This window comes from Psychrobacillus sp. FJAT-21963 (assembly GCF_001420585.1).
In the GTDB taxonomy this organism is placed as follows: Bacteria; Bacillota; Bacilli; order Bacillales_A; family Planococcaceae; genus Psychrobacillus.
In genome coordinates, this window is the sequence record NZ_LJIY01000002.1 from 638753 (window position 1) to 664368 (window position 25616).

Genomic DNA, 25616 nt, shown 5'->3' on the forward strand with positions numbered 1-25616 from the left:
CGTTGGCTTAAATATTGTATATCCAACATTTGATTTATTTTTATTATTCTTCATTTTTCACCTTAACAATTTTGTTAAATAATGTACTTCATTTATTATTTCTTATTACTTATATTTCCGTTCAATAAGAAAAAGAGTTGCCGAAGCAACCCCCAAGACTTTAAACTAAAGTGCCCTGTTAATTGAAGAAGATTGTAGTCATTATTGTTTGCAATCCCGCATATAAAAAAGCGACTACTTTATACAAAATTTGTTGACGAAGACACTTTCTTCTTTATTTTCTATCCTATAGGCTTATTATTTTATTCATATAACGGAACTCTCCATTTTTCCTCTAGCTCATTATAGCTAGTTGCAGTAAGCAAATGTAAAGACATTTCCTCTGGGATTTCATCTAAACCATTAGTTTTGAAATAGATGGATCGCATGTTACTTTCTTTTCCCTTTGTTGTAGTTTCATTATCAATTCTAAAAGATTTTCCAGTATCGTCCCTCAACACCCATATACCAAGTTCCGCTGCTCCGCTTTCTTTATTCACCTCCATTTCAATTTCAAAAAAAGTCGGTTCACTTGTATTAGCTGCACTCTGTAATTCTGCTTTTTTTATTGTTACTCCATTTCCCATATATTTAAATGAAACAGGATTTTCCTTTATTTTATTTGGATTGAACTTAACAGAAAAATCAGTGGGAACTACTTTATAGACACCATCCAATACAAAAGTGAGTTTACTGTCAATTTTATCTGGTACAAAAGCTTCCTTCCAAGCTGTATGACCTAATTTTCCTTTTCCTCGTGCAGAACTAATGATTAGTTTTTCGTCCATTGCTTCCTCCTGATTAAAAGGTGAAAATTTCAGAATAACTTCCTTTTCTTCATTTTCTATATGATATTTTATAGATGTTCCAAAAGTATTGAACTCAGTTACGTCAAATCCAAACTGTTCTTTTAATGATTGAAAATTATCCTCTACTTTTACTTGCTCTGATGATTCATAAGAAGTTTCATACAACAATGTATTAGAAGTGGGAGCGTACTGTATTTCCTTTAGATTAATTGCTACTCCATTAATATTTTGGGTAGCATTATTTAGAATTACATTTTCAGTTTTATCACTGTTATCTGTTAATTCAACTGGTATCTCTAACTCCCATTTTCCCTGTTTGCCGTTTAACTCGACAAGATGAAAATTGATAGTTACTTTTTCTAATCCAGGTTCATCACTAATAAACACTTGAAAGGAATTATAATCTAACCCTCTATCCATTCTGTAACCCATGGAGTAGGTGTACTCACCATTATAACCATTAACTGAAATTCGGTTACCTTTGTTTGATTCATTTATGTTTGGTCTTTCTGCTACACCATCTTCATTAATAACTTGTAAAGATAATGCCACTCGTGATGAATCTACAATTATATCTTCTACTTTAAATGTAAGATCCTGATCTGATACTTCCAAATTAACCCTTTCGCTCAACCCTTCATCTGATGCCATCTTTAGTCCTTCATCTACCTGTTTTGTACTAAACATGCCTTCTATTAACTGAGCAAAGCTAGGGCTTAATGTAGCAGTCAAACCTAAAGCTAACACAATGCTAGCTGCTAATAGAAATATACGATTCCAGATTTGTTTTTTTCCTCGTACATCTTTCTGTTTGTATGGTTCCAGTTGTTCCAAAACAAGTGATGCAAAATCATCCGGTAATGTTGGTGATTGTAAATTTTCTTTTAAAAATTGTTGTTCCTCTTTAAAGAGTTGAACAATACTTGTACATGTATCACAAGTGTTTATATGTGTAAGTATTTGAGAATGTTCTTGTTGTGTTAGTAGGTTATCAGCGTACTGGGAAAGTTTATCTACCTTCGGACAGTTCATAAAAATAGCCTCCTTCCCGATTTACCGTTTCTCTCATTTTTTTCTTTGCTCGATGAAGTTTATTACGAACCCCTGAAAGTGGTACTTCAACCAGTTCACTTATTTCTTCATAGCTTAATTCATTTACATATCGTAATAGAATGATCATTCTTTCATCCTCTGGAAGAGTTGAGATCAATCGTTCTAACTGTCTACTTTTTTCCTTTTTCAATAAAATAACTTCTGGATGAATAGAATCTACAACTCTTTCTTCGTCTATTTCTACTTGTTTCATTTGGTAGCTTTTCTTTCTGAACTCATCCATACAATGGTTGATAGTCACCCGGTAAATCCAACTCGAAAAAGAACCCTTATTATCATACTTCCCAAGCTGGTGATATACTTTAATAAATGATTCTTGAACCAAGTCTTGAGCAATTTGCGGATTTTTGGTCATCCGTAAAATAGTCGCATATAGCAAGTTTTTGTATTTATTTATAATGTGAGTATAAGCCTGCTTGTTGCCAGTTAATACTTCTTGAATCCACTGCAGCTCTTCTTCCATATGAACCTCCTTGTAAAACGATTATGCGCATATCTCGTTTCTTTCTCTCTTCACTAATAACGAGTTATATAGTTAAATAATTTCATGTTCTTGTAAAATTTTCAAAAAAAGCTGAAATCGATAGGTTGAATTCCTAAAAAAAAATCGTTCATTTAATGTGAACGATCTTTTTTCTTATCTTTAACTAGGCAACCGTTAGTTGAACAAGATTGGTAACTTATCAGCTTATAAACTATTCAATTCCTCAAACCATTTAAGAAGCCATTCTTGTGGCAAGGCAACTTGAGATAAGTCTAATGTTTGCAATACTTTATCTGAATATGTATTGATTAAATATAAATTTTACTACCTATTTTATCATAATTATTCAACTAACTTTCCCAGGTAGTCCAAAAGAAAAAGAGTTGCCTAAACAATCCACTATCCTCAACTAAAGCACCCGTTAGTTTAAGTGTTAGTTTCACAAACATCCTCATTTTATTGATTTTATTTTATGATGAATAAATCTNTCTCTATTTATATTTCCTTTTAATATCACTTTTCCATTTTGTTTAATAAAATCATTTAAAGTAATTTTATTATTACAGATAAAATGAACATCTTCTGGAGTTAGTAGTAGAAGTCCATTAGTTTCTGAAGAGGGATTTGGTTCATTTTCAGAGTAGGAAAGATACATTATTGATAAAGATTCCTGCTCATTTCCTTTAACTAAAATTGGAGCTATTTCCTCGCCTAACCGTATTATGGAAGGCTTATTTCCCCACTCACTCATATGATAAGTTATTGGAGAATTTATTGGAGTTATTTTCATTGAAGCCTCTTCAAAAACTTCACGCCTAGCTGTCTCTAATGCGGTTTCTTCAAATTCTTTATGCCCACCAAGTCTAACTACTCCAAGGTTATCTGCCTCTTCTGTAGGACCAACCTGAAAAATAAACAGCCCCCGATATAAAACGTAAGCACCCGACGTTTTTACATTTTGATTAATATTAATGTCACTGACTCCCCTAAAATAATTTAATGTTTATTAATTGATAAGACTCCTAATCCTCAATGTTTATATTCTATTCTCGTTTTTTATTTCCTCTTTCACTAACCTGCTGCGTTAGTTTAAGTGTAACATTTCACAATGAAACACCGAGATCTCCTTGTTATTTTGAACGTAAAAATAGACCATCTTATGATGGTCTTGTTTAACTAAAGCACCCGTTAGCTCAATAACAATGGCCTTATTCCTTTTGAAGTAAAGCTCCCGCTAGTTAAATAAGAGAATGCCAACTACAATACAACTGTTTCATTAGTGCTTACTAATTTATCCGCAAGTTTTATATTTTCCTTTAAATAAATAGGTATAGTTGAATTCTCAAGAATTTGCTTGGTTGTCATCCAAAAAACACTGTCAACTTCATCAGGACTCTTAGCAAAGGCTTCTCCAGATTCGTGGTCACATAAAAAGACGATATCTACAACACTTATACCCGCGTCTGTAACAAAGGAAGAACTATTAACATATCTAAGGTTTGAAACCTCTACTCCAATTTCTTCAGCAATTTCCCTTTTAAGTGTTCTTTCTAAAACATCTGTTGAGTTTCCTTCGTTTTCTACCTTACCTCCAACAAGAGATAGTGAACCTCCTGCGTGTTCTTCTTTTTCGCTACGTTTTATTAAGAGCCATTTTTCATTTTTGTATATTGCACCTTCAACATTTACGATAAACATATTCTTACCTCCAAAAAAGAATCTTATGGTTATTTTCTACACAACAAAAGAATTCTCCTGTATTAATTGTTCAGTTATTACCCCAACGGCATTACGTTACCGTTCCTTACTCATTTCTAAAGTCGTATGAATCATCAATAGCGAGTAATAGTTTTAACTTACTAACCGACGTCGTTAGTTCAATAACGATATTGTTGAACTAACCTGCCTATTAGTTCTATAAGTTCAACACAAATAGAGGCTTTCCCTTCTTGGATCAACACAAAGTTAGTAATCTGCGTACTTATTAATCTATTGGATTCAATAATTTACTGCTTCTGAATTTAAATTACCTTTTTCTCTAAATCGAGGATATTAATTTCCCCTTCTTTTGAATCATTTGCACTTTTCCAGAACAATGTTAGAACTATCCCGAGAGCTAGTATTACAGTCGCAAAATAGTAAGGATAGTTAATATTTATATCAAATAACATCCCCCCTAAAATTGGACCACAAATGTTCGCTAAACTTGTAAACATAGAGTTCATTCCACCAACGAAACCTTGTTCATTCCCTGCGATATTCGAAAGATATGAAGTAACAGCTGGTCTAAATAAATCGAATCCTACAAAAACAATAAATGTAACAAGTAAAATGGAAAAATAGGAATGAACTACAGTCATTAAAAAGACAAGTAAGGCTGATAATATTAAGCTGTAACGAATCAGTTTAATTTCTCCCCAAATTCTTGTTAGTCTATCAAATAATATGACTTGAGATGCTGCACCAAAAATTGCACCACCTGTGATAACAATTGCGATATCCGATGGTTTAAATTGAAATTTGTGGTCCACAAATAAACTAAAGAATGATTCAAAAGCTGCTAATCCAAACGAGGCAATAAAAATTAAAATAAATGCTAAGAAATATTTTGGTGCAATTATACGTTTGAAGCCCTTCTTACCTTCTAATACTTGTTCATTACTTTCTTTTGTACGATTTGGCTCAGATAATAAAATTATAGAGAGTATAGCAGCAATTGTACCAAGTGCTCCGGCAAAGAAGAACGGTATCCGTGTTCCAAATTCCGCTAAAAATCCACCAATACCTGGGCCAATAATAAATCCTGTACTAATTGCAGCTGACATATAACCGAGTGCCTTTGGGCGAGTATCCAAATTTGTAATATCAGCAATAAAAGCCGTAACAGCTGGCATTATAAATGCAGCACCAATACCACCTAAAATACGAGAAATAAATAACACTTCGATTTCTTTACCGAGACCGAATAAAAATTCGGAGATGCCGAAAATAAACAAACCAATTACAATCATAATTTTCCTACCCAATTTATCTACTGCTTTCCCTGCAAATGGTGAAACAATTAATTGAGCAATTGCAAACGCCGCTGTTAAATAACCAATTGTTGTTCCAGTTATGCCTAATTCATTCATTAGCGTAGGTAAGACTGGAATTACTAAACCAATTCCCAAAAAGGCGATAAATAAATTCATTAATAATAATCCTAAGGTGACTTTATGTGTTTTCATTTTCTATATTCTCCTTAACATACTAATTGCTGTAAACTAACTTGTATGGTTTCATTTGTTTACAATTTTTATCCTAGTGTATATAGTAGCTATATAGTCAAGGGTGGTGTTGTAAAAAAATGAATAAAAAGAATGGAAAATATTTAACTACAGGTGAATTTGCAAAGCTTTGTAAAGTAAACAAACAGACACTCTTTTATTACGATCAAATCGGTCTTTTTTCTCCGGTATTGAAAAGTGAAAAAGGATATCGATATTATTCAATTCGCCAATTAGAACTATTCTTTGTTATTGATTTATTAAAGGATCTTGGTATGTCGCTAATTGAAATTCAACATTACACGCAAAATAAAACACCTGAAAGTTTTTTATCCTTAATGTATCAAAAAAAGGAAGAGATAGTTAAAAAGCGTCAGGAGATTGAGACGAAGGAAAAAATTATCGAGGCAAAAATCGCTTTAATGGAAGAAGCAGCACACATAGATTTTCATCAAATTACACTTGAACAATTACCTGATGTAACACTTTATATAAGCAGAAATATTGAAAATATAACTGATGAAGAATTTGTAGAGGTTTTTTCAGATTTTATTAACGAATTGAACGAATCACATCTTGATACAGGATATCCAATAGGCAGTATAACGAAACGAGAGCATGTATTAAAGGGAGAATTTACTAATTATAGCTATTTATATATTGAACAACCAAATCCACAGGAAGGACATCCTTATTTTCGAACTGTTAAGGGTGATTTTCTTATTGGATATCATATTGGGGATGAGAAAACAATACATAAAACATATAAGCTACTTTTTTCAGAGATGGAAGCTTTAAATTTAACCTTAGGAGATTATATTTTTGAAGAGTACATTTATGATACTGTAGTAAAGAATCATAAAGAACATTTCGTCACCAAAATTATGATAAAAGTCGATAAGATAGAGAATTAATTGTATCTTTAAATAACCTCTCATAAAACTTCGTAAATGAGTTTGAGAAATTGATACATATTATATTCCATATGTGAAACAAAAAAGCCAACTTAAATGTTGGCTTTACTCGTTATATTAACCTAGTGACTATTAATATTTTTCCAGTCTTCTTTGGTAAGAGTGTAATGATAATGCGTTTGGTCTTCAATTTCGATATCTCCATTAAAACGAAAACCGCATTTTTGACTAACTTTACTTGAGCTTACATTGCGAGGCAGAAAAACTGTATTAAGTTGTTCTACATCTGTATTCTCAAACAAATATGTAATCAATCCTTTTACTGCTTTCGTTATGTATCCACGATTTCTGTAATGTTTTGAAATAGCATAAGCAATTTCTCGGTTTGGTTCTTTTAGTTCTTCTTTAATACCTGTATTGCAGAAACCTATAAATTCGCCAGTTTCTTTTAAAACAATTCCCAATTTCAAATAATTTTGACTACCTATATTAGGTACAGCTAACAAAAACTCCTTATTAGATGGTATTTCATAATTTGAAACCCAGTTCAATCGTTGTTCCCTTGTTGAACGCCAATCAGGCAAAAATTCATACACTTCAGGTTGTGAGGTAATTTCATAAATGCTTTCTACATCTTCAATTCTAAACTCTCTCAGAAATATTTCACCACAGTCAATTGTAAATAAATTGTTCATATCCATCCCTTATCTTCCCCCCTCTCCTAAAATTCATTAAGCACCCAATTACACCATTTATTTGGATATCCATTCATATTGAATATCTGGTAAATTTTCTTCATTTTCGTGTCCTCTACCTATGATTTCAAATCCATGTTTTTCATAAAATCGTTGTGCATTTACATTTACTTCAAATGTGTATAATGTTAATCTTCCACTTGATTGTGCTTTTACTCGATCTAGTAATGTATGACCTATGCCGATTCCTTGATAATCTATGTGAATATATAGTTGGCTTATTTCTCTTTCATTATAGGCAATCATTCCAACTACTTCTTCATCAATTATCGCTATATCTACTTGATACTGTTCGGATAATATATGATTTAAAAAATACACGTGATTTTCAAAGCTGTGAATTTCTTTCTGATTAACAGCCTGTTCCTTACTATCTCGCCACATATCCACTGTCTGCTTAGCGTATTTGGGTGTATAATGAGTAATTATTATTTTGTGTTGGTTCACTAAAAACCACCTCAAGTCTATTTAATTATGTTATTTTCCTGTTAGCTATTCGATGCATATTAACTGTTGCAAGTTTTATAGCTTTATAAAATTCATTCCTAGTTTATTTCACAAACCTGCGCAAATAGTTGAGTAAGTTTTTTCTATTTTAATGCATTTCGTAAGTTTATAACATTATTTGGATTAACTGCCCATTCAATCATAAGCTCTTTTTGCCTATACTTTAAGTCTTCATATGGTTGTTCAATCATTTCTACTATACTAAACCTTTCATCGAAGACCTTAGATTCTTTTATTTTTCTATAGCCACCAAATCCTAAGTCGTCATTTATTATCCAAACTACTCTTTTTATATTTGCAAATAAAATCCCACCCGTACACATAGGACAAGGCTCTAACGAAGTGTATATGGTGAATTTCTCTCTTTTTATTTTTGCGTTAAATATTGCTTGTCCTGCATTTTTTATAGCATCAATTTCCGCGTGGGCAGTTGCATCTTTTGCTGGATGTACTCTATTTCGTCCTCTTGAAATTAAGTTGAAGTTTTCATCAACAATTACTGCTCCTACTGGGTATGTATTTTCCATTAATGCTTGCTCTGCCTCTTCCAACGCCATTTCTAAAAAAAGTCTATCTTTATCAGTATTCATAAATTTCCCCTAACTCCAATATTGGATTTATGTTTTTTTTATTCTTCAACAATAATGCTCTTTTGGTTTTTGGAGAATTTGAATGAAATTCAAACTTCCAACCAATAATTCATTATCATAAGCTTTAAAAGTACATAAATTATTCTTGTTGTTTAAGCCACTAAAGAAATGATGACATGTGAAATCATCATCCCACCCAAATCGACAATAACTCTTTGATAACCTCAATATAGAATTTTTAAACTCACAATCACTTCTAAACATTGCGTCACCTACATTAATAATTCTATACATTTATTAAACTAACCTGCCTCTTTAGTTCATAAAATAAAAAATTCAAATTCTCAATTGATACAAGAAACAATAAAAGATGGAATGAAAGTTCAATTTCACACCATCTCTTCTCTTCTTAATAAAGACGAGTATCAAATGAAAATAGTTTGCACAAAAAACAATTATAGACACTTGATAATCTTTTTTTATGAATACACTCTAAATCAACTAAATCTCCCGTTAATTTAAGTGCATTTCTACACAACAGTTGATTAGTAATGTAAAAATTAAGGTACACATCGAATTATTATCCGTTTTTGTTACATGCTATTAAGAAATTAAGGGGTGAAAAAATGAAAAAAGATGAGTTTTTAAAGATGGAAACAGCTGAAGCAAATATTGAATTGGATGAAATAAAGAATAAGGACAATAAAATTACCTCTAAAAAGGGAGTTAGCTCCACAACTGAGGCGAACATTGCCATCCAAGAAGACTTCTATGATGATAGCCATGAGGAAGTACTCTTAACATACATGCATAGTAACACTCCAGTTATTAAAATCAATGGGAAAGATTAAACAATTAAAAACTAGTTACATGTAATAAGTACTGTTGAAATGTTTCGGTTTGTACCAATTTCACAATTAATTAAAACAAATTTATAAACGAGTAAACAAAAGATATTCTTATAAAGGATAAAATAGCTCCATACAAACAATACTAACTTTACATTATTGTGTTTGGGAGATGAAACAAGATGACCGTCCTAACAAAGAAAGAATTGGCATTTATTGAAGATGAAATACGTTCAGAAGTGATAATCGCAAAAACGATGAACTGGTGTGCAACACAATGCAAAGACCAAGAGCTAAGTAAAACACTGGAGGAGATGGCAGAAAAACACCAGTTAAAAATTGCCGACCTTTCCCAATATTTTAACCAAACTAACAATATTCAATAACTGCAAAAGGTGGGGTTCAAATGCCAAATAATATTGCGGAACGCGGTTTAACAGACCGTGAAATACTTCAGCTTTGTCTAGAACTGGAGAAAGGACGCTGCCGAAGCATCAGCAATACCATGTTAGAGACTGCACATCAGCAGCTACGGGAAATTTATGAACAATGTTTTGAAAATGCGAGCTCAAACCATTATCAGCTTTTTGAGATCATGAGTAAGAATGGCTGGTATAAGACCGAGCTTGCTTCTACGGAGCAGGTTGGCAATGTACAGGAACTTATGCAAAATAACCTGCATCCAGATGACCGGTTGTAGAAAATAGAAAATACCTAAAAGCGTACATTTAAATGTACGCTTTACATATGACAAAAAGAGGTGCTAATGCTAATAGCAAAATTCAATGCCACATTATTAGAAATTTAGGATCATGCATGAATTTAATGAATGGATTGGACTAAACCCTCCATTAGTCCAATAAGAAAAAGAGTTGCCGAAGCAACTCATCCTCAATGTATAAATTACTGTATTATTCTTGAGCGTCTTCCTCACCAAGGTATTCCAAAAGATCTCCAGGCTGACATTCTAAAGCCTTACATATTGCCTCTAAAGTTGATAATCGAATCGCTTTTGCCTTTCCATTTTTCAATATAGAAAGGTTAGCCATTGTTATTCCAACCCTCTCTGAAAGTTCTGTTACGCTCATTTTCCTTTTGGCCAGCATCACATCAATATTGATTATAATTGGCATGTTATTCACCTCAGACTGTTAAATCATTTTCAGATTTTATATTAATAGCTTCTTGTAATAGCCTTTGGAGAACGGCAGCAAAGACTGCAATTACAATTGAAGCAAAAATTATGACCATTCCAATTAGTATGATTCCTGGAGCGTCGTCTCTCTCAGCCACGAGATAGAAGAGTGGCATGCCTACTGCAAATATAGTACTGATTGCAATTGCACAGTATTTTATATTCTTTAGAGCTCTTACAGATAATTCCGAGAAAGCTTTATTCTTGTCAATATAGCTTAAAAGTTTAAAAGCTTGATACAGAGCAAAGTAAAAAGGTATTGCAGCTGCATACAAATCGATAAAAACAAGATATTTCAAATAAGCTATATCTGGATACAATTCTGCTGCAAAATTTGCTATCTCAGGTACCAAAAATATGCATAGAGCAAGAATAGGTATACCCATAAGAATAACAGCTATCTTTAAAAAGAGTGTTGATCCACTTTTCATAAAAAGCACCTCACTTATTTATTTTCATTTTGATTTTATCACAGCATTTATCGTTTTACAATAAAATGTTATTGATAATAATTATTTTTTTATTGATTTGTAAACATTTTCTTAATTATAGACACGATATGTAACATACCTCCATGTACAAGTTATAGTTGAAGAATGAAATTATTATTTTAAAATATATCCAAAAATCTTAAAGAAATAATATGTATAAACACTTCCCAACTATCGCATCGCTTATATGCGACGAATTGGTCAATACGGTCCTGCAAATATGGAAGTAATGGAGAAGTTAAAAAAATGGGCAACGGAGGAAAATCTTCTTGAGACTGCAATTCTTCTTGCAATTCCGCAAGATAACCCTGAAACAACTGTTCCGGAAGACTGTAGATTTGATGCTTGTATTGTGATTTCAAAGGATTATCAACTAGATGATTCAATTTGTGAAGGTGAACTTTCTGGTGGAAAATACCTTATTTACGAAGTGAAACATACAGCAGACGAAATTCAAAAAGCATATACCGATATTTTTCATACTCTAACAAATAATAATGAATACGAAATTGAAAACAAACCTATTTTGGAAAGATACACGGCTGAGATGATCAATAGCTCTTATTGCGAAATATGTGTACCTGTAAAAATATGATATTTTATCATATATAGAAGAACAAGTGGATTATAGCTCCTACTTCTTCTTCTTCTTCTTTCATAAATCTGCCCAGTAAGTTGAATTAATTCTCCAAATAAAAGGCGTTGAAAAAACAAAAAAAGAGGTACAAAGAACAAATTAATGTTAAAGTTAGAAAGTAAATTTTAAAAGTGAGTAGGAGAACAAACATGATAGAGGTAAAAACATCTCCAATAAGTGATGGAGAATTCAACAGAGGAGTATTTGCTACATGTGATATAAAAAAAGGAATGTTATTACATGAAGCACCTGTTATTTCATATCCAAACGAGCAGCATCAATTCATTGAACAAACCTTACTCGCGGATTACGCTTTTGAGTATGGGACAAATAAATCTGCTATCCTTTTAGGTTATGGAATGTTATTTAACCATTCTTATGAACCTAATGCAACATATGAGATTAATTTTGAAAATCAAACATTTGATTTCTATGCTTATAAAGATATTAAAGCAGGTGAAGAAGTTCTAATCAATTATAATGGCGACGTTGATGACAAAGAACAATTGTGGTTTGATCAGGAATAAAAAGACATAGCCATTCTTGACGATTTCCCTTCCGAATTTACAAATTTTCAATACAAAAAGAAGCCATTTTGAAAGAAGTATATTCAAAATGGCTTCTTTTAATTTTTTAATTAATATTCCGTTTTATAAAAAAGTTCCAACACATATTGTGTTCCTTCTTACCCACTAGTTCGTACTTTCTATTCCAGATAGCTTTTTTTATTCGCATTTGCTTTATTATTTAAATTGATCCATCATACACACCTAAAGTCGTATGAATTACCCCCCCGAATAATAAATAAGCTTCCACTAAACTGCTTCCTTTGTTTTCTAACGAAAGCACCCCGTTAGTTTAACAAGAAAACACCTATCCTCAATACAAAGATTAGTTCTCTGATATTAATCGTACAAATTCAGCATTACTCGGCAGAGAGTCCGATTCAGGAACTTCATTATAAGAATAATTTTTAAAAACCCCTACTATTTCTAGTTGACCATCCTCAGGTAAAGTCTCTAATTTATCGCCCAATGATTTTCTTAAATCTTCATTGTTTGTAATTTCAAAAAAGATACTTCCTTTTTCAAATTGCCATAATGTGTGTGGCATGGTCTCTAAATTCTCTTTGACTATAAAGGAATACTCTCTTTCACCACTCACATCATGTATGATGGAGCCTTTGACTTTAAATTCACCAGTGAAATTTATAGAGTAACCTGTTGCGTCATTAATTGACTCACTCTTTACATCTGAAACGATTAAATCGGCGATTTGGTTACCCGTTTTTACTTGATCAGGAGAAAAGATACTCAAAGCATCGGCGATGGTACGATTACCCGATCTGGAGAATCCTAGTACATTCTGATAACGATTAATTATTTCTTTTTGCTTTTCATTGTCGATCTTTAATGAAGTTATTTCACTAGTTAATTGTTCTTTTTTTCTAGATGCTTCCAAGCTAGCTATTTTCAAATCTAATTCTAATCCCTCTTTAACTACTGATAACTTTGCATTTTCTTGCTTTAATTGTTCATTTTCTTGTTTTAAATCATACCCAGACCCGTTATTAGAACATCCACTCATGATCATTATAGAGATTATGATCATCGTATAAAAATAGCTCACAGACACCCTCCCAGTTTTAACTACTCGTAATTTTTCATTATCAAATCGTATAACTCGTTAGTTCCATAAAAAAGTACCAGTTCCAACTTTAAGTAAAGTATGCCTTAAAACACCTTCACTTTGATCAAATAATTTACATATATTAACTTATTCAACACCATCCACACATAAACCTTCTTATTCCACTAATCTGCCCCGTTAGCTCAATAAGAAATAGGGCTTTTTAAGTGACTAAACTCGAAGTCTTCCTTCATTTCAACCAAATAAAAATAATCCTCTTTAATAACAATAGAGATAATAGTATCTCCTTTTTTAAAAAAGTGGACGTGCCCCATTTGTTCTTTTTCCAACTCTTCCCAACCCCAATTTTTAATTTCTTCAAAATATTCATTTGGCGGATAAAGTCCTTGTTCTCCTCCAAAATTCTCTAAACTATATTTTTCGCCTTTTTTAATTTTAGGATTATCAAATTGTGCTTTACTTGATTCCGCATTTGCTGGAACAGGAATATCTTCATTTATTTCTGCTATTTTATAACTGCCACTTTCATCAGGGGAAGATGAACAACCGACCAACCACAATAACAATAGGCATATTGTATATAATCCAACTTTTCTTAAGTTCATAAAATCCCTCCTCAAGACAATATTTAAATTGAGTTTCCTGATCGAACTAACCTGTCCATTCAGTTGAAGAATAAAAAAGGCTTTACTCCTTCTGGAAGTAAAGCACCCATTAGCACAGTAAGCGATCTTATACAGAATATTCGCTTCACTGTTTCTGAAATCTATAAGCTTAATATATTTTTGAGTTTCTTTAAAACAAAGATTTCACGTTTTACCCAACCGTTCTTTTCAATATCAAAGCTATTAATAATTTTTTCATTTTGCTCAATTGCATCATGAAGGGAAACCCATTCTGGTCTAAACTCCTGTGCGGACTCATATTCATCCAATTGTTGAGCAATTCTTTTATCGTTTATTAATTCACAAAGATAGTAGTGTGAAGTCATTTGGAATAAAGCGTTATTGTCATATTCGTCTAATTTCCTTTCAATAACTGACCCCAGCTTGTCTTTAATTATACAGTTAATATACCCAGTTTCTTCTGCCACTTCACGAATGAGACACTCCGAATGGCTTTCATTACCTTCAACCCCGCCGCCAGGAAATTTATAATCCCCTTTATTCGAATGAACTAAAAGGATTTTATTTTTATGAAATATAATAGCTCTTATAGCTTCTCTGTAATTTACCTTAATATCCCCTTGAACGTGTTGTACTTCTATCACCTTATTAAAAATCATTATCCCTCCTAGGTGTTTCTATTCTTTATACTTGTACTTCAATAAAATAATCAATTAATCCTTTAATTACTTAGAACATTTATTTAAAATTCAATATTCTTCTTTCACTAACTTGCCCCGTTAGTTTAAGTGCATTTTTTCACAATCTTCATCATAGTATAATATCCAAAAAAACGCCTCTATAAAAAACTATAGTGATCTGACCCTATAAAGTTTGATCAAAAATACCAAAAACCAATATTTTACGATAAATAAAAAGTATCCATTTTGATAAAAGATTGATCAAAATGGATACTTATCTAACAGATTTAAGTTCCGGTTATATTAAAAAGTATGATTCTTTTCTATCTATGTTTGCTCCACAATTGGTCTCAATTGTAGAAGAAAATAAGGTGCTTTTATACAAGAACCACTCATTCTAAATACCGTTAGTTGAATAAGGAAACAGCAATACTCCTTTCTGAAGTTAAACTACTGTTAGTTGAAGATTCATTAAAACCACCAAGTTAAATCATTTAAGAATGTTAGAATATCTTTGTTCACGTCGTTAATGTCCGTTCCTAAGGTCATTAAATGTTTAGAGTTCGGATACCCCTTCATTGTTTTTCGATTCGTCGCAACGCTTTGAAAAATTACCTCTGCACTCTCTTTATACAATGGTTCATCTAATTCACCATATAATATACGAATTGGCGAGTTTAATAGTGCTAATTTATTCATCGTTAGATCAATTAGCTGTTGGAATTCATTTAATGAATCGATAGGCATATTTTGAAGATGTATCATTTCTAAATTTATTTGTTCTTCATTTTTCCCTTCAAGTTGTTTATATCCTTTTGCATAATGAAAGACACGCTTTTGTAGAAAAGTAGCTTCCCGATGTATTGGCACTGACATTGTCACAACACCATTTATCTCCAACTCTTGACCAACTTTTAATGCAAACACACCACCAAGAGAAAGACCAATCACAGCTATTTTTTCAAAACCTTCATCCTTCAACAACTGGTAACCGTTTAGTACATCTTGCCACCAATCTGACGGTCTATATGTGAGAAGTTCTTCAGGTGTTAAACCATGCCCACTGTATAATGGTGCATAGCAAGAATAATTGTTCTCTTGCAAATACTTCGCTAACTTTTTCATATCATTCGTATTGCTTGTAAACGAATGTAATAGTAAAACGGCTTTCTCTCCACCTTTATAGAAAAAAGGCTTAGGGGGTACTAGTTTCATCATTATTTTGAATACCTCACTAATATATTCTTAGACTTTAATTAAATAGCTGAACTTCGAATTTTTATAATTCCTTTAAAGTATAACATCCATTCGTTATTAACTAACCTGCTGCGTTAGTTTAAGTGTACATTTCACATATGTTCATCGAAATATACTTGATATTTTTAATCATTAAATTAGAGCATATAATTGATGTTCCTCTTTAACTAAAGCACCCGTTTGTTTAAGAACATTTCTTCAAAAAAATGAACTACTTCCCTCTAAAACTATTCCCAAAAACTTCTAAATTTTACTAAACCACCAACCAATTAGAAAAATACTCGCTACCCCCCAAGCTGTGGTTCCCACTATCCAGCAAACTATGGATTCGGTAGTTGAACTTTTCTTACTTTCCATATTTCTTTTGATAAAAACGAGAACAACAAATCCGATTATGATGAAACCAACAGTTACCCAAAGTAATAAATCCATTTTCTATCCCTCTTTTTTTGTGAATTACTCTCCTATCCTGCTACGTAATTTAAGTAAATCCATTCGCTATTTCTATTATATTTTAAACATAAATATCCAATTACCTTCTTTAACTGAGTTAGACGTTTGATATGAACGATTGTTTCAAGTATTTTATTGAACTAACCTGCTGCTTTAGTTGAATAAGAAAAAGAGCTGTATAAACAGCTCAATACGGTTAATCGATATGACAATGCTGCATTTAAATACTCTTATACTACAACTTTAAATTCATAAAGGGGTACTTGTGATTACTCATTCTTTTTTACCCTCACTTTATAATCTTCATTAATATTCTTCCTAAAAAAATTAAGAGCCTTATGTTAGGCTCTATCTTATGTAGTTAATACATAGGAAAGTATTGAAGCTGGCATTATGAAATCGGAATTCCTCTATTTAGTGTTGTTTGAAAGTGTGGAGCATTTTAAAATCGAATTAGAAAAGTATATTATTTCAAAAACTATTAAACGGCCATAGCCCTATGGAAAATAGAACTAAAGCCGGTTAGATCACTTTTATTATTTCCACTATATTTTTTGCTGTTTCGATACTAAATATTTATAATAGTAACGACTAATTTGCAGCAATGACTCTTTAGACTCTTCCATAAACCTTTAATCCAAAAATATATGAAATCAATATTATTAACACCATCCAACCGAACGACAGCCAAAGATCATTCCCAACAGCCTGCGAGTCTAATAGATTTCTAATGGTCTGAATAATCGGTGTCATTGGTTGATTTTCCGCAAATATTCGAACTACCTTTGGCATTCCTTCGACAGGTACAAATGCAGAACTGACAAACAGTAGCATCAATAAGATATAAGAAAAAGAACTAGCTCCTTCTATACTTCCCGCAGCTAAACCAAAAGGAACTGAAATCCATGTTAATGCAAGAGAAAAAAGAACAATCAACAACGCTACAAGTAACCATTCTAAAAATGTTGCATCACTTCTAAATCCAGCTATAAATCCTACTATCAAAACAACTAGAATTGAAACTATCATAAAGATAACTGACGCAACCACCTGACCACCTAATACGGATGACTTTGCGATAGGCATTGACTTAAACCGATCGAACATCCCTGATGTTTTATCCAAATTAATTCGTAACGAAGTGTAAGCAGAGCCAGTGGCAATCGTCATTAATAGGATTCCAGGAAGGATATAGTTAATATACTCATCCTCGGTTACGCCTGGAATTTGGATGGCTCCACCAAATATAAAAACCATACCCAATAACATCATAACAGGCATCGCAACAACGGTAATAAGCGTGTCGACACTACGTATATTATGTTTAATGATCCGATTTGCAAGCGTTAATGTGTCACTTAAATTTTGAAAAACATTCATAATTTTCATCCTTTCGTAAGTTTCATAAATACATCATCAAGAGTTGGAGTAATCATTTTGAACATCTTGAGATCAATTTTTTCAGTTGTTAGGGTATTCAATACGTTCAAGGTCGTTTTGATTTCTTCATCTAAATCTATGGAAATCTCACAATCTGCTCTTTTGATAGGAGAATAAGATACCAAAAGTTTTAAAGCCCTTTCAGTATCTTGAAGATTATTAAATACAAGAAGTAATTTATCTGCTCCTGCCAAACGTTTCATTTCATCTGGAGTGCCATTGGCAACAATTTCACCTTCACGTAAAAAACCGATTTGGTCAGCTAAATAGTCTGCTTCCTCTAAATATTGCGTCGTTATTAAAATGGTTTTCCCTTGGGACTTCATTTCTTTAATCGTATTCCAAAGCTCCTGCCTGCTTTTCAGGTCCAATCCAGTAGTAGGTTCATCCAGAAAAATGATTTCTGGATCCCCAACTAAACTCATGGCTAAGTCAAGACGTCGACGCATTCCTCCTGAATAAGTAGAGACAGCTTTATCTTTCGCTTCTGTCAAATCAAATTTATCTAACAGGCCCTCGGCAACCTTTTTCGGATTGAGCTTATGTCGCAATTTTGCAATTAGGTGCAGATTTTCATATCCAGTAAGCACACCGTCAACAGTGGTATTTTGAGAACTAAAACTAAATAGCTTTTGTGCTGCCACCGGATTGTCAGCAACATCAATATCTTTAATTGTTACCTTTCCACCATCACTATTTAATAGTCCTGTAACAATTTTTAATAGGGTGCTTTTCCCGGCTCCATTTGCCCCTAATAAGGCATAAATCGAGCCAGCCTTAACCGTAATATTGACATTTCTTAAAACTTCATTCCCTTTATAACTCTTTTTAGTATTTTTGATTTCTAGGGCGATTGTACTCATGACTATCTCTCCTTTATTTCATAGAATCCCTTAATTTTTTTCTCATTTTGTCCATCCATGTTTCTTCTGGAAATTCTGCTAATAAGGAGTCCGCAAATTCAGCGATATCATTTCCGACTACATCTCGCACACTTAAGCCATCCGTAACACTGTTCTCGAACATCTCTAAAATATTGCGTAAAAGCTCTAGCATGCTTCCTCCCTTTGCAAAATTCCACATATAACTTTCAATAGCTTTCATTGCTTTTCTGTATTCTTCCGGTAATTCATTTACTCTTTTTTGGTATGCACGAAATTCTCGTTTTTCTTGGATCATCTTCTTAAACATTTCTTTGCTCCTTTATTTCATTCATTTTTTCCTCTAAAAATGTCCAACGTTGCCAAAACTCCTTTAATTCTTCCTCCCCTTTAGCATTTAGCTTGTAGAATTTTCTCGCAGGTCCAAGTTCAGATTTCTTCTTCTCAATCTCTACGAGCCCTTTTTTCTCAATTCGAACAAGAATGGTATAGACAGTTCCTTCCACAATATCCTCAAAACCCAAATCATTTAGGTACTTTGTTATTTCATAGCCATAGGTTTCTCCAGCATGAATCTTTTGAAGCACCACTCCTTCAAGAACACCTTTAAGCATTTCAGTTAAATCCTTCATATATCCTCCTAATACTCTACTTAGTAATACTGAGTACTACTATATAGTATTACAAAGTAGTTGATTGTGTCAAACCCATTTTTATTTTTATTTACTTCTTTTATGAATCCTTGGTAGAAAAGAGGATGAAGAACTATTGAAACAAAAAGACTGGACCCATATTGGATCCAGCCTAAGTTAAGATTACTTTTTTTTTGTTGTTCAACTGAAGCACCCGTTTGTTAAGTAAAGTACGTCACGTATTTTAAATTATTTATTCTTTAAATGATAACCCTTCTCCTTCTAATGAAGTTCTCATAATAGGTAAGGAAGCTGGTCCAATACCATGAATTTTTAAAATTTCTTTTTCAGTGTACTTGGATAGTTCTTGCAAAGTGTTAATCCCTTCGTGAACCAATGCATTTTTTGCAGGTGAACTAAGTTTCGAAAGGAAGCCACTTTTAGGCTTATTCTCTTTATCACAGGTTGGGCAACTTGGACATTCACTACTTTTGTAATACTTATGTCCCTTTTCACAAACCCTTAAACTTTTTTCTACTGTCAAAATTATTCCTCCAAACAAATTTTGTAACAAACTTTAACATATTATTTTTTGTATATTAGTTATACAATCTCGACAAAAACTATGCATGTCCCTAATTTAAGTGAAGTCATTCACAATGTTACATTTCTATTGTAGTATGATAACATTGTCATTTATTTTTAAACTTTAAACATGTATAACCCCGTCCCAAAATTAGGACAGGGTTAGCATAAAAATGTTTAATTTTGATAAAAAACATCAACGTACTTAAAACTTACCAATAAAGTCGTTCAGAATATAGATTATTTCGTCATAAAGTTACTGCTGAATTATCTGAATAAGGTTGCCGCATGTATCGTCGAAGACAGCTATTGTGAATTCGCCCATTTTTGTCGGCTCCATAGTAAACTTCACGCCACTTTCCATTAATCGTTTGTACTCTGCGTGAATATCTGCAACGCCAAACATTGTAACTGGGATGCCTTCAGCGAATAACTTCTTTTGATACTCTTTTGCGGCTGGATGGTTATTCGGTTCAAGTAAAAGCTCGGTACCTTTTTGATCCTCGGAAGAAACAAGCGTTATCCACCTAAATTCTCCTGTGGGAACGTCATGCTTTTTTACAAATCCCAGTGTTTCTGAATAAAATGCTAGTGCCTTATCTTGGTCTTCTACGAATATACTGGTAACAATGATTTTCATAATGTTTTTGCCTCCTTTGATAGTTGCGACGTATGGGACTCTGCTAACAATCTGGCAACAAGCAGAAAAAACCATACATTCTTCAGAAATATTTTATATAAAATTACTCTATCCATCCTTTCAGCAAATTTTTAAGTGGTTCGTTGTTGAAGATAAGCACACGATATTTACCCTTTCGTTTTGATTTTACGAGCCCTGCATCTTCTAATACAGAAAGATGTTTAGCTATCGCCTGTCGCGAAATGGAAAGGTCGTGCTTCGTAATAAGACGTACCGTTAGTTCATACAAGGTCTGCTCGTTGCGTTCGGAAAGTTCGTCTAATATTAGCCGTCGAGTCGAGTCGCCAAGTGCTTTGAATATAGCTTCGTTGTCCCAATTCATATATCTAGTATAAGCAACTCTACGGTTGCTCGTCAAGCATATGCAATATTAACATGTGAAAGTCCAATAATTGTAGTTGTGCCATTATATAAATTGGAATTTAATAAAAAAGTGCATTAATCCTCATTAGATCAACACACTAGTTAAATTTATAAGCAACTTGTACGTTTTTTTATTTTTAACACGTTTCTTATTGAACTAACCTGCGGCTTTAGTTCAATAAGAAAAAGAGCCATCTTACCAGCCCAATGTTCTTTCTCTAAAGCACCCTTTAGCCATTCATGCAACACAAAATCGCGCTTCACCACAGAGAATGAAAATGGTTATGAGGTGTCAATGCTGATAATCCACCGAAATCCATAAGATTATTAATGTACGCTCTCCTCAATTAGTTATTAATAATCTCAATAATTTTTTGTTGAGCATCTTTAGCTTCAGGGATTGGCATTACAACAAACACATGATTCATTTTTGGATATACAAATGTATTGATTTCAATTCCTTGCTCTGTTAGTTTTTCATCAAGTTTCATAGCATCTGGATATAAACCTTCGTGTGTTCCAATAAAATGAGTGATTTTCCCAAGTCCTTTAAAGTTACCATAGATTGGACTAATTAATGGGTCATCTATGTTCTTATCAGCTGCCCACATCTTTGTAATCACTTCCATTCCTCCAATAGCCAACATTGGGTCCTTTTTTTCATATTCAGGTATTAGAGGGTTATCAAGCCCCATATCAACACATGCAGATAACAAAATGATATCTTTTGGTTGAGGTATATTATTCGTCTTTAAGAGATGTGCCAAACCAAGTGATATATTTCCTCCTGCCGAATCCCCCATGATGGTCAGTTGTTTAGGATTTTCAACGGTTCCAAGGATTTCTTTATATAGGTTTAAGAGTTTTGGGTAGGTGTGCTGATAATTAAAATTAGGTACTTTAGGATAAATAGGAGCAATAATTTTTGCATTTAATGATTGAGCCATTTTATCCATGAACCTCCAGTGAAAAATTAAAGGTTGATTAGTCCATGCACCTCCATGTATATAGAGAATCACTTTTTGTTTCAAAGATTTTTGGTCATTTAATGTAAAAACCTTTATGTCCTCAATTACTTGCTCCTTAATATCGCTGGCAAATTTAGCATTCCCTATAACATATGGCTTAATATTTTCAGTTCCCCTTTGTTTTACGAACTGCGAGGTATGTTCAATAGTGGAAAAACCCTTTTTTGTATTTCGCAAAGTTAGATATTTTTCAAAAAGATAACTTTGTATAGAACGTTTTTTGCTATAAATTTGTAAACTCATTTTTATATCCCCTTTTTTATTGCTGATTCTGTTCAGTTTATGAAAAAACGTAAATAGTTACTTATCTTTTCATCAGAAATTAATAATAGATTTGAAAGCATGTTTTGAATAGAACGTAGTATTCCAATCTTCTTTTCAAGTTGTAATTCACAACACCCTTTAAAACAACAAACCTAATATTTTTTACATTTATTAACTTATTCAATAACATTTCAAAATACTCCTTTTAACTAAACTGCCTCTTTAGTTCAATAAGAAAAAAGAGCTGCCTAAGCAACCCATGATCATTAACTTAAACATCCTTTAGTTAAATCAAGAAATCAAATTAAATCTATCTATTTTTTTTTTTTTGACATTCCGATAGTAAATTTCCTAAACCCAAAAGTTTCATAATATGGTTCTAAACTTTCCACACACATTAATTGAGGAATTACCCGATTTTGCTCACAATATTGAATTATTCGATTCACCATTTCCTTGCCGATTCCTTCTGACTGATAGCTTGGTAGAACACACAATCCACAAACTAATCCAGTTATTACACCGTCTGAAATAACACGTCCCATACCGACTAATTGTTTTTCATCAAATGCGTAAATCGCATACCAACTTTGATTGCACATTCGCTCCAAATCATTACTTGTTAATTTAAGTGAATTCCATCCTAAAGATTCATATAAGGTTAGTAATTGCTCAAAGTTATTAGGGGGTTCTATCGTGTAATTTATAGATTTTCCCATATAATTACCTCCTGATTTTTGTTATATTATCATCAACACATATTGTATAAATGTTTCTCATGCTTCTCCAACTTGTTTTTTGTACTGATGTTCTTCTAATAAACCACTCCTCATGAGAATAGTTTTTAGCTATATTTCCCCATATAGCAAATGCTTCTTCATCTTTTCAAAAGGTTCAACCAAAAGAGCGTAAAACATTAAGAACGCTCTTTTAATATAAAGCTGATTGTTATTTCTCCTTTACACGAATAAAAAATTTATTTAAGTGGTTAACTGAACTAATTAAGAAAAACATGGCAGGAAGTACAATTGATAAACCGATAATGAGGTACATGCTCCGAGTGCTAATATCGAAAAAAGCTGATGAAGCAAATAATATCCCAACAGGCATAGATACTCTAAATATAAAAAGACGAACAGCACTTAGTTGAGTTAAACGATTACGAGGAGCTTCTTGTTGGAAAATGGCGGCACTTTGTGCATTAAAAATAGGAAATAATAGTCCTCCCATTAATTCACATAACCAAGCGAATTGAATTGTTTGTACAAAGAATAAAAGAATAAACGATAATCCTCCACCAAGTAATCCTAGGTACATAACCGATGGAGTTTTGGGTATTTTTAAAAGTAGTACCGTACCTAAAATATAACCCACAGGAAAAGCACCTTTAAATATTGCATATTGCCATGGTTGGCCACCAAGTTCCCCTTGTATAAAGGGTATGCTTAAAACCATCGTAGCTCCTACAGCAAATTGAACTGTTGATGATAGTATAGTTAGTCTAAGCAGAATGGGAAAACTAAAGAAAACTCTGTATCCCTCTTTTAGTTCTTCCCACCAAAACTTTTTTGACCATGTTGCCATTTTATTAATACTCATAACAGGCATTCTGGAAAGTGAGATAAAACTTATCAAAAACATGAGAGAAGACACTAAATAGATATATTGCATCGGAATAATCAAAAGTAATAAAGATGTAATTCCTGGAGCGATAATACTCATAAGTCTGAGTGTAGTGTCCAACAAACCGTTTGCTTCAACAAGTTCATCTTCTTTACATATTTCAGGAATTAAAGAAAAGGAAAGGGTTGCGTATATCGGTTGCATCAAACCCAACACACATTGGAGCAAAACCAACCCAATCATTATTCCAATTTCTGAACCAATCAGATACCCCGCAAGAGGAATTAAGTATGCTCCAGCTCGTACCAGCTGAATATTTCGAAGCATTTTTTCTTTCACAACATGATTCAAGAAAGGTGCACTTATACTTTGTAATAGAAGAGATGGAATAAAATAAATTAACCAAATAGTTGCCATCCATTCTTTGGATCCCGTAAGTTCATACAGGAGTAACCCATTTATAATCCCGCCTGCAGCACCACCAAATTCAGATACAATTTGACCAATCCATAGTGCTTGGAAAGATTTTGAAAACTTTCTCATTGATATTCTCCAAGAAATTTACTAAGGTGTCCAGAGAAAGCATTAATGTGAGTTTTATTGATGGTGTAAATTCCTTTGTTTACTTGAACAAATTTGGCTGCTTTCAATAAGGAAAGCTGATGGTGAATGGTTGTTTTAGAAACATTGAATTGTATACTTAAATCTTGTAAAGAAGATGCACCTTTCGTCAATTGGTAAAGTATCTTCAGTCGTACTTCATCACCTAATGCTTTATGTCCACGAATCAATTCCATAGGAGGAATGCCTGGTTCCAAAAAATACTCTTCCTTCAAGGGATAAAAAAATAACTTCGTCTCAGGTGTTCGTACTGTTAAAGTCCAGGGACGATAGGACACTTGAGGAATAAGCTTTACCGTCCAAACTGATGGTTCAGGAAAATATTCAACTCCGCCGGTAATCATTTCAATGGCCTCAATTGGTTTTGTTTTATCTATAGAATGATATTGTTTCCCTTCAAACTCTATTGCTCGATTCCACTTTGTCCACTCGTCAAACTTCGATATCCAATCAAACCATTCGTTCAGTACGTTAATAAAATTCTCAATAAGTTCACTTTGCGAATACCGTTCAAGATTAAGAACATATCCTTCTAAATAATCGTGACCCTTAAAATAGGACGCATATTCCTTAAAGTTGCCGCCTTGATCTATCTTATTAATCAGTTCCTTTCGAATAATTTCACTCTTGCGGTCTTTATAGGGCAGTAGTGTTCCATAAAACTCTCTTCTATCCATATTTAACATCTTGTTAGAAAATTCCTCTATCGTTTGTGCTGAACACTTGTCTTGCAACAAGATTAAGCTGTACCAGAAATTAGTCTTTTGGATTTCCTTTAATGATTCTTTAAGTGTATTTGGCATAGTTGATGACTCCCACCTTTGATCTAAATCAAAAGTGTGCCTAATTTGACCATGGGTGTAACCAGCAATCCCAAGGATAGTTTCCCAAACAGGAGATGTTTCTACTATTATTGACACTGATTCAGGTTCATCTAAATTTACATACTTCAATTAAGTACCCCCAATTAGATTATTAGTCGACTTAATTTAAACAATACATATTTCGAATACAAAATTCAATATTTTTCGAATCAATATTCAAATTTTTTTCTTGTATTAACCTGACCCGTTAGTTTAATGAAAAACAAAGAGAAAATGTTATTTTAAAAAAGGATAATTATTAATAGTGTAGAATATAGCTAATAATACCGAAAATAGGAGGA

The 25616-nt window shown here is 32.8% G+C and carries 30 protein-coding genes and 1 pseudogene; 6 read left to right on the top strand and 25 right to left on the bottom strand.

Annotated features, from left to right (window positions below; all coding sequences use genetic code 11):
• Positions 1-302 precede the first annotated feature (302 nt).
• The 4 genes from AN959_RS08990 to norA all read right to left on the bottom strand — a co-directional run bounded on the left by AN959_RS08990 (position 303) and on the right by norA (position 5672).
• Positions 303-1880: a DUF4179 domain-containing protein gene (locus AN959_RS08990; protein ID WP_056830028.1), complete on the bottom strand. Its 1578-nt coding sequence runs from the start codon at positions 1878-1880 to the stop codon at positions 303-305.
• A complete protein-coding gene (locus AN959_RS08995; protein ID WP_053589383.1) occupies positions 1858-2424 on the bottom strand; it encodes an RNA polymerase sigma factor in 567 nt (188 codons plus the stop codon). Before AN959_RS08995 ends, AN959_RS08990 begins: the two co-directional genes overlap by 23 nt.
• 1278 nt (positions 2425-3702) lie before the next feature.
• The gene (locus tag AN959_RS09005; RefSeq protein WP_056830033.1) at positions 3703-4143 is read right to left on the bottom strand and encodes an NUDIX hydrolase; all 441 of its coding nucleotides are present in this window, start codon (positions 4141-4143) and stop codon (positions 3703-3705) included.
• 323 nt (positions 4144-4466) lie between these two features.
• Positions 4467-5672 (bottom strand): multidrug efflux MFS transporter NorA, encoded by a 1206-nt coding sequence (norA, locus tag AN959_RS09010; RefSeq protein ID WP_056830035.1) that lies wholly within the window; start codon positions 5670-5672, stop codon positions 4467-4469.
• 119 nt (positions 5673-5791) lie between these two features.
• Here norA and AN959_RS09015 point away from each other — a divergent pair, with 119 nt between their 5' ends.
• A complete protein-coding gene (locus tag AN959_RS09015) occupies positions 5792-6625 on the top strand; it encodes a MerR family transcriptional regulator (RefSeq protein ID WP_056830037.1) in 834 nt (277 codons plus the stop codon).
• A 122-nt stretch (positions 6626-6747) separates the two neighbouring features.
• Here the strand turns inward: AN959_RS09015 and AN959_RS09020 are convergent, their stop codons facing one another.
• The 3 genes from AN959_RS09020 to AN959_RS09030 form a co-directional block, all read right to left on the bottom strand.
• Positions 6748-7320: a GNAT family N-acetyltransferase gene (locus AN959_RS09020; protein WP_056830315.1), complete on the bottom strand. Its 573-nt coding sequence runs from the start codon at positions 7318-7320 to the stop codon at positions 6748-6750.
• Between the two features lie 57 nt (positions 7321-7377).
• The gene (locus AN959_RS09025) at positions 7378-7827 is read right to left on the bottom strand and encodes a GNAT family N-acetyltransferase (RefSeq protein WP_056830039.1); all 450 of its coding nucleotides are present in this window, start codon (positions 7825-7827) and stop codon (positions 7378-7380) included.
• 143 nt (positions 7828-7970) lie between these two features.
• Positions 7971-8477 (bottom strand): nucleoside deaminase, encoded by a 507-nt coding sequence (locus tag AN959_RS09030; RefSeq protein ID WP_056830040.1) that lies wholly within the window; start codon positions 8475-8477, stop codon positions 7971-7973.
• Between the two features lie 626 nt (positions 8478-9103).
• Here AN959_RS09030 and AN959_RS09040 point away from each other — a divergent pair.
• The 3 genes from AN959_RS09040 to AN959_RS09050 all read left to right on the top strand — a co-directional run bounded on the left by AN959_RS09040 (position 9104) and on the right by AN959_RS09050 (position 10025).
• Positions 9104-9328 carry a hypothetical protein gene (locus AN959_RS09040; protein ID WP_056830043.1) on the top strand — a complete coding sequence of 75 codons (225 nt, stop codon included), beginning with the start codon at positions 9104-9106 and terminating at the stop codon, positions 9326-9328.
• A gap of 179 nt (positions 9329-9507) precedes the next feature.
• Positions 9508-9711: a hypothetical protein gene (locus tag AN959_RS09045; RefSeq protein ID WP_056830045.1), complete on the top strand. Its 204-nt coding sequence runs from the start codon at positions 9508-9510 to the stop codon at positions 9709-9711.
• Between the two features lie 20 nt (positions 9712-9731).
• Complete coding sequence (locus AN959_RS09050; RefSeq protein ID WP_056830047.1) at positions 9732-10025, top strand: spore coat protein; 294 nt, start codon at positions 9732-9734, stop codon at positions 10023-10025.
• Positions 10026-10236: 211 nt separating this feature from the next.
• On the opposite strand, the gene AN959_RS09055 is transcribed toward AN959_RS09050, so the two are convergent.
• Both AN959_RS09055 and AN959_RS09060 read right to left on the bottom strand, forming a co-directional pair.
• Entirely contained in the window at positions 10237-10458 is a 222-nt protein-coding gene (locus tag AN959_RS09055) for a helix-turn-helix transcriptional regulator (protein ID WP_053589371.1), read from the bottom strand.
• Between the two features lie 10 nt (positions 10459-10468).
• Positions 10469-10951: a DUF2975 domain-containing protein gene (locus AN959_RS09060; protein ID WP_056830050.1), complete on the bottom strand. Its 483-nt coding sequence runs from the start codon at positions 10949-10951 to the stop codon at positions 10469-10471.
• 220 nt (positions 10952-11171) lie between these two features.
• Between AN959_RS09060 and AN959_RS09065 the strand changes: the two are divergent.
• A pseudogene (locus AN959_RS09065) lies at positions 11172-11606 on the top strand (GyrI-like domain-containing protein); the annotation flags it as partial.
• 191 nt (positions 11607-11797) lie between these two features.
• Complete coding sequence (locus AN959_RS09070) at positions 11798-12175, top strand: SET domain-containing protein (RefSeq protein WP_056830055.1); 378 nt, start codon at positions 11798-11800, stop codon at positions 12173-12175.
• A 364-nt stretch (positions 12176-12539) separates the two neighbouring features.
• On the opposite strand, the gene AN959_RS09075 is transcribed toward AN959_RS09070, so the two are convergent.
• The 16 genes from AN959_RS09075 to AN959_RS09150 form a co-directional block, all read right to left on the bottom strand.
• Complete coding sequence (locus AN959_RS09075; RefSeq protein WP_056830057.1) at positions 12540-13277, bottom strand: hypothetical protein; 738 nt, start codon at positions 13275-13277, stop codon at positions 12540-12542.
• Positions 13278-13480: 203 nt separating this feature from the next.
• Positions 13481-13903: a hypothetical protein gene (locus tag AN959_RS09080; RefSeq protein WP_056830059.1), complete on the bottom strand. Its 423-nt coding sequence runs from the start codon at positions 13901-13903 to the stop codon at positions 13481-13483.
• Positions 13904-14064: 161 nt separating this feature from the next.
• Complete coding sequence (locus AN959_RS09085; protein ID WP_056830061.1) at positions 14065-14583, bottom strand: NUDIX domain-containing protein; 519 nt, start codon at positions 14581-14583, stop codon at positions 14065-14067.
• A gap of 492 nt (positions 14584-15075) precedes the next feature.
• Complete coding sequence (locus AN959_RS09090; protein WP_253278893.1) at positions 15076-15822, bottom strand: carboxylesterase; 747 nt, start codon at positions 15820-15822, stop codon at positions 15076-15078.
• 282 nt (positions 15823-16104) lie between these two features.
• On the bottom strand, positions 16105-16293 hold the full coding sequence (locus tag AN959_RS09095) for a hypothetical protein (RefSeq protein WP_056830063.1): 189 nt from the start codon (positions 16291-16293) through the stop codon (positions 16105-16107).
• Between the two features lie 633 nt (positions 16294-16926).
• On the bottom strand, positions 16927-17694 hold the full coding sequence (locus AN959_RS09100) for an ABC transporter permease (protein ID WP_056830065.1): 768 nt from the start codon (positions 17692-17694) through the stop codon (positions 16927-16929).
• 5 nt (positions 17695-17699) lie between these two features.
• Complete coding sequence (locus tag AN959_RS09105) at positions 17700-18617, bottom strand: ABC transporter ATP-binding protein (RefSeq protein WP_056830067.1); 918 nt, start codon at positions 18615-18617, stop codon at positions 17700-17702.
• Between the two features lie 13 nt (positions 18618-18630).
• Positions 18631-18945 (bottom strand): DUF1048 domain-containing protein, encoded by a 315-nt coding sequence (locus tag AN959_RS09110; RefSeq protein ID WP_056830069.1) that lies wholly within the window; start codon positions 18943-18945, stop codon positions 18631-18633.
• Positions 18938-19267 carry a PadR family transcriptional regulator gene (locus AN959_RS09115; protein ID WP_056830072.1) on the bottom strand — a complete coding sequence of 110 codons (330 nt, stop codon included), beginning with the start codon at positions 19265-19267 and terminating at the stop codon, positions 18938-18940. Before AN959_RS09115 ends, AN959_RS09110 begins: the two co-directional genes overlap by 8 nt.
• 253 nt (positions 19268-19520) lie before the next feature.
• Positions 19521-19811 carry an RNA polymerase alpha subunit C-terminal domain-containing protein gene (locus AN959_RS09120; protein ID WP_056830073.1) on the bottom strand — a complete coding sequence of 97 codons (291 nt, stop codon included), beginning with the start codon at positions 19809-19811 and terminating at the stop codon, positions 19521-19523.
• A gap of 297 nt (positions 19812-20108) precedes the next feature.
• Positions 20109-20492 (bottom strand): VOC family protein, encoded by a 384-nt coding sequence (locus AN959_RS09125; RefSeq protein ID WP_056830075.1) that lies wholly within the window; start codon positions 20490-20492, stop codon positions 20109-20111.
• Positions 20493-20595: 103 nt separating this feature from the next.
• Positions 20596-20874, bottom strand: coding sequence for a helix-turn-helix transcriptional regulator (locus AN959_RS09130; protein WP_056830077.1), 279 nt, complete (start codon positions 20872-20874; stop codon positions 20596-20598).
• Between the two features lie 388 nt (positions 20875-21262).
• Complete coding sequence (locus AN959_RS09135) at positions 21263-22186, bottom strand: alpha/beta hydrolase fold domain-containing protein (protein ID WP_056830079.1); 924 nt, start codon at positions 22184-22186, stop codon at positions 21263-21265.
• A gap of 335 nt (positions 22187-22521) precedes the next feature.
• On the bottom strand, positions 22522-22926 hold the full coding sequence (locus tag AN959_RS09140; RefSeq protein WP_056830081.1) for a GNAT family N-acetyltransferase: 405 nt from the start codon (positions 22924-22926) through the stop codon (positions 22522-22524).
• A gap of 229 nt (positions 22927-23155) precedes the next feature.
• Positions 23156-24373: an MFS transporter gene (locus AN959_RS09145; RefSeq protein ID WP_056830083.1), complete on the bottom strand. Its 1218-nt coding sequence runs from the start codon at positions 24371-24373 to the stop codon at positions 23156-23158.
• Positions 24370-25404, bottom strand: coding sequence for a helix-turn-helix transcriptional regulator (locus tag AN959_RS09150; protein WP_056830086.1), 1035 nt, complete (start codon positions 25402-25404; stop codon positions 24370-24372). The genes AN959_RS09145 and AN959_RS09150 overlap by 4 nt, the downstream gene beginning before the upstream one ends.
• Positions 25405-25616: the final 212 nt, after the last annotated feature.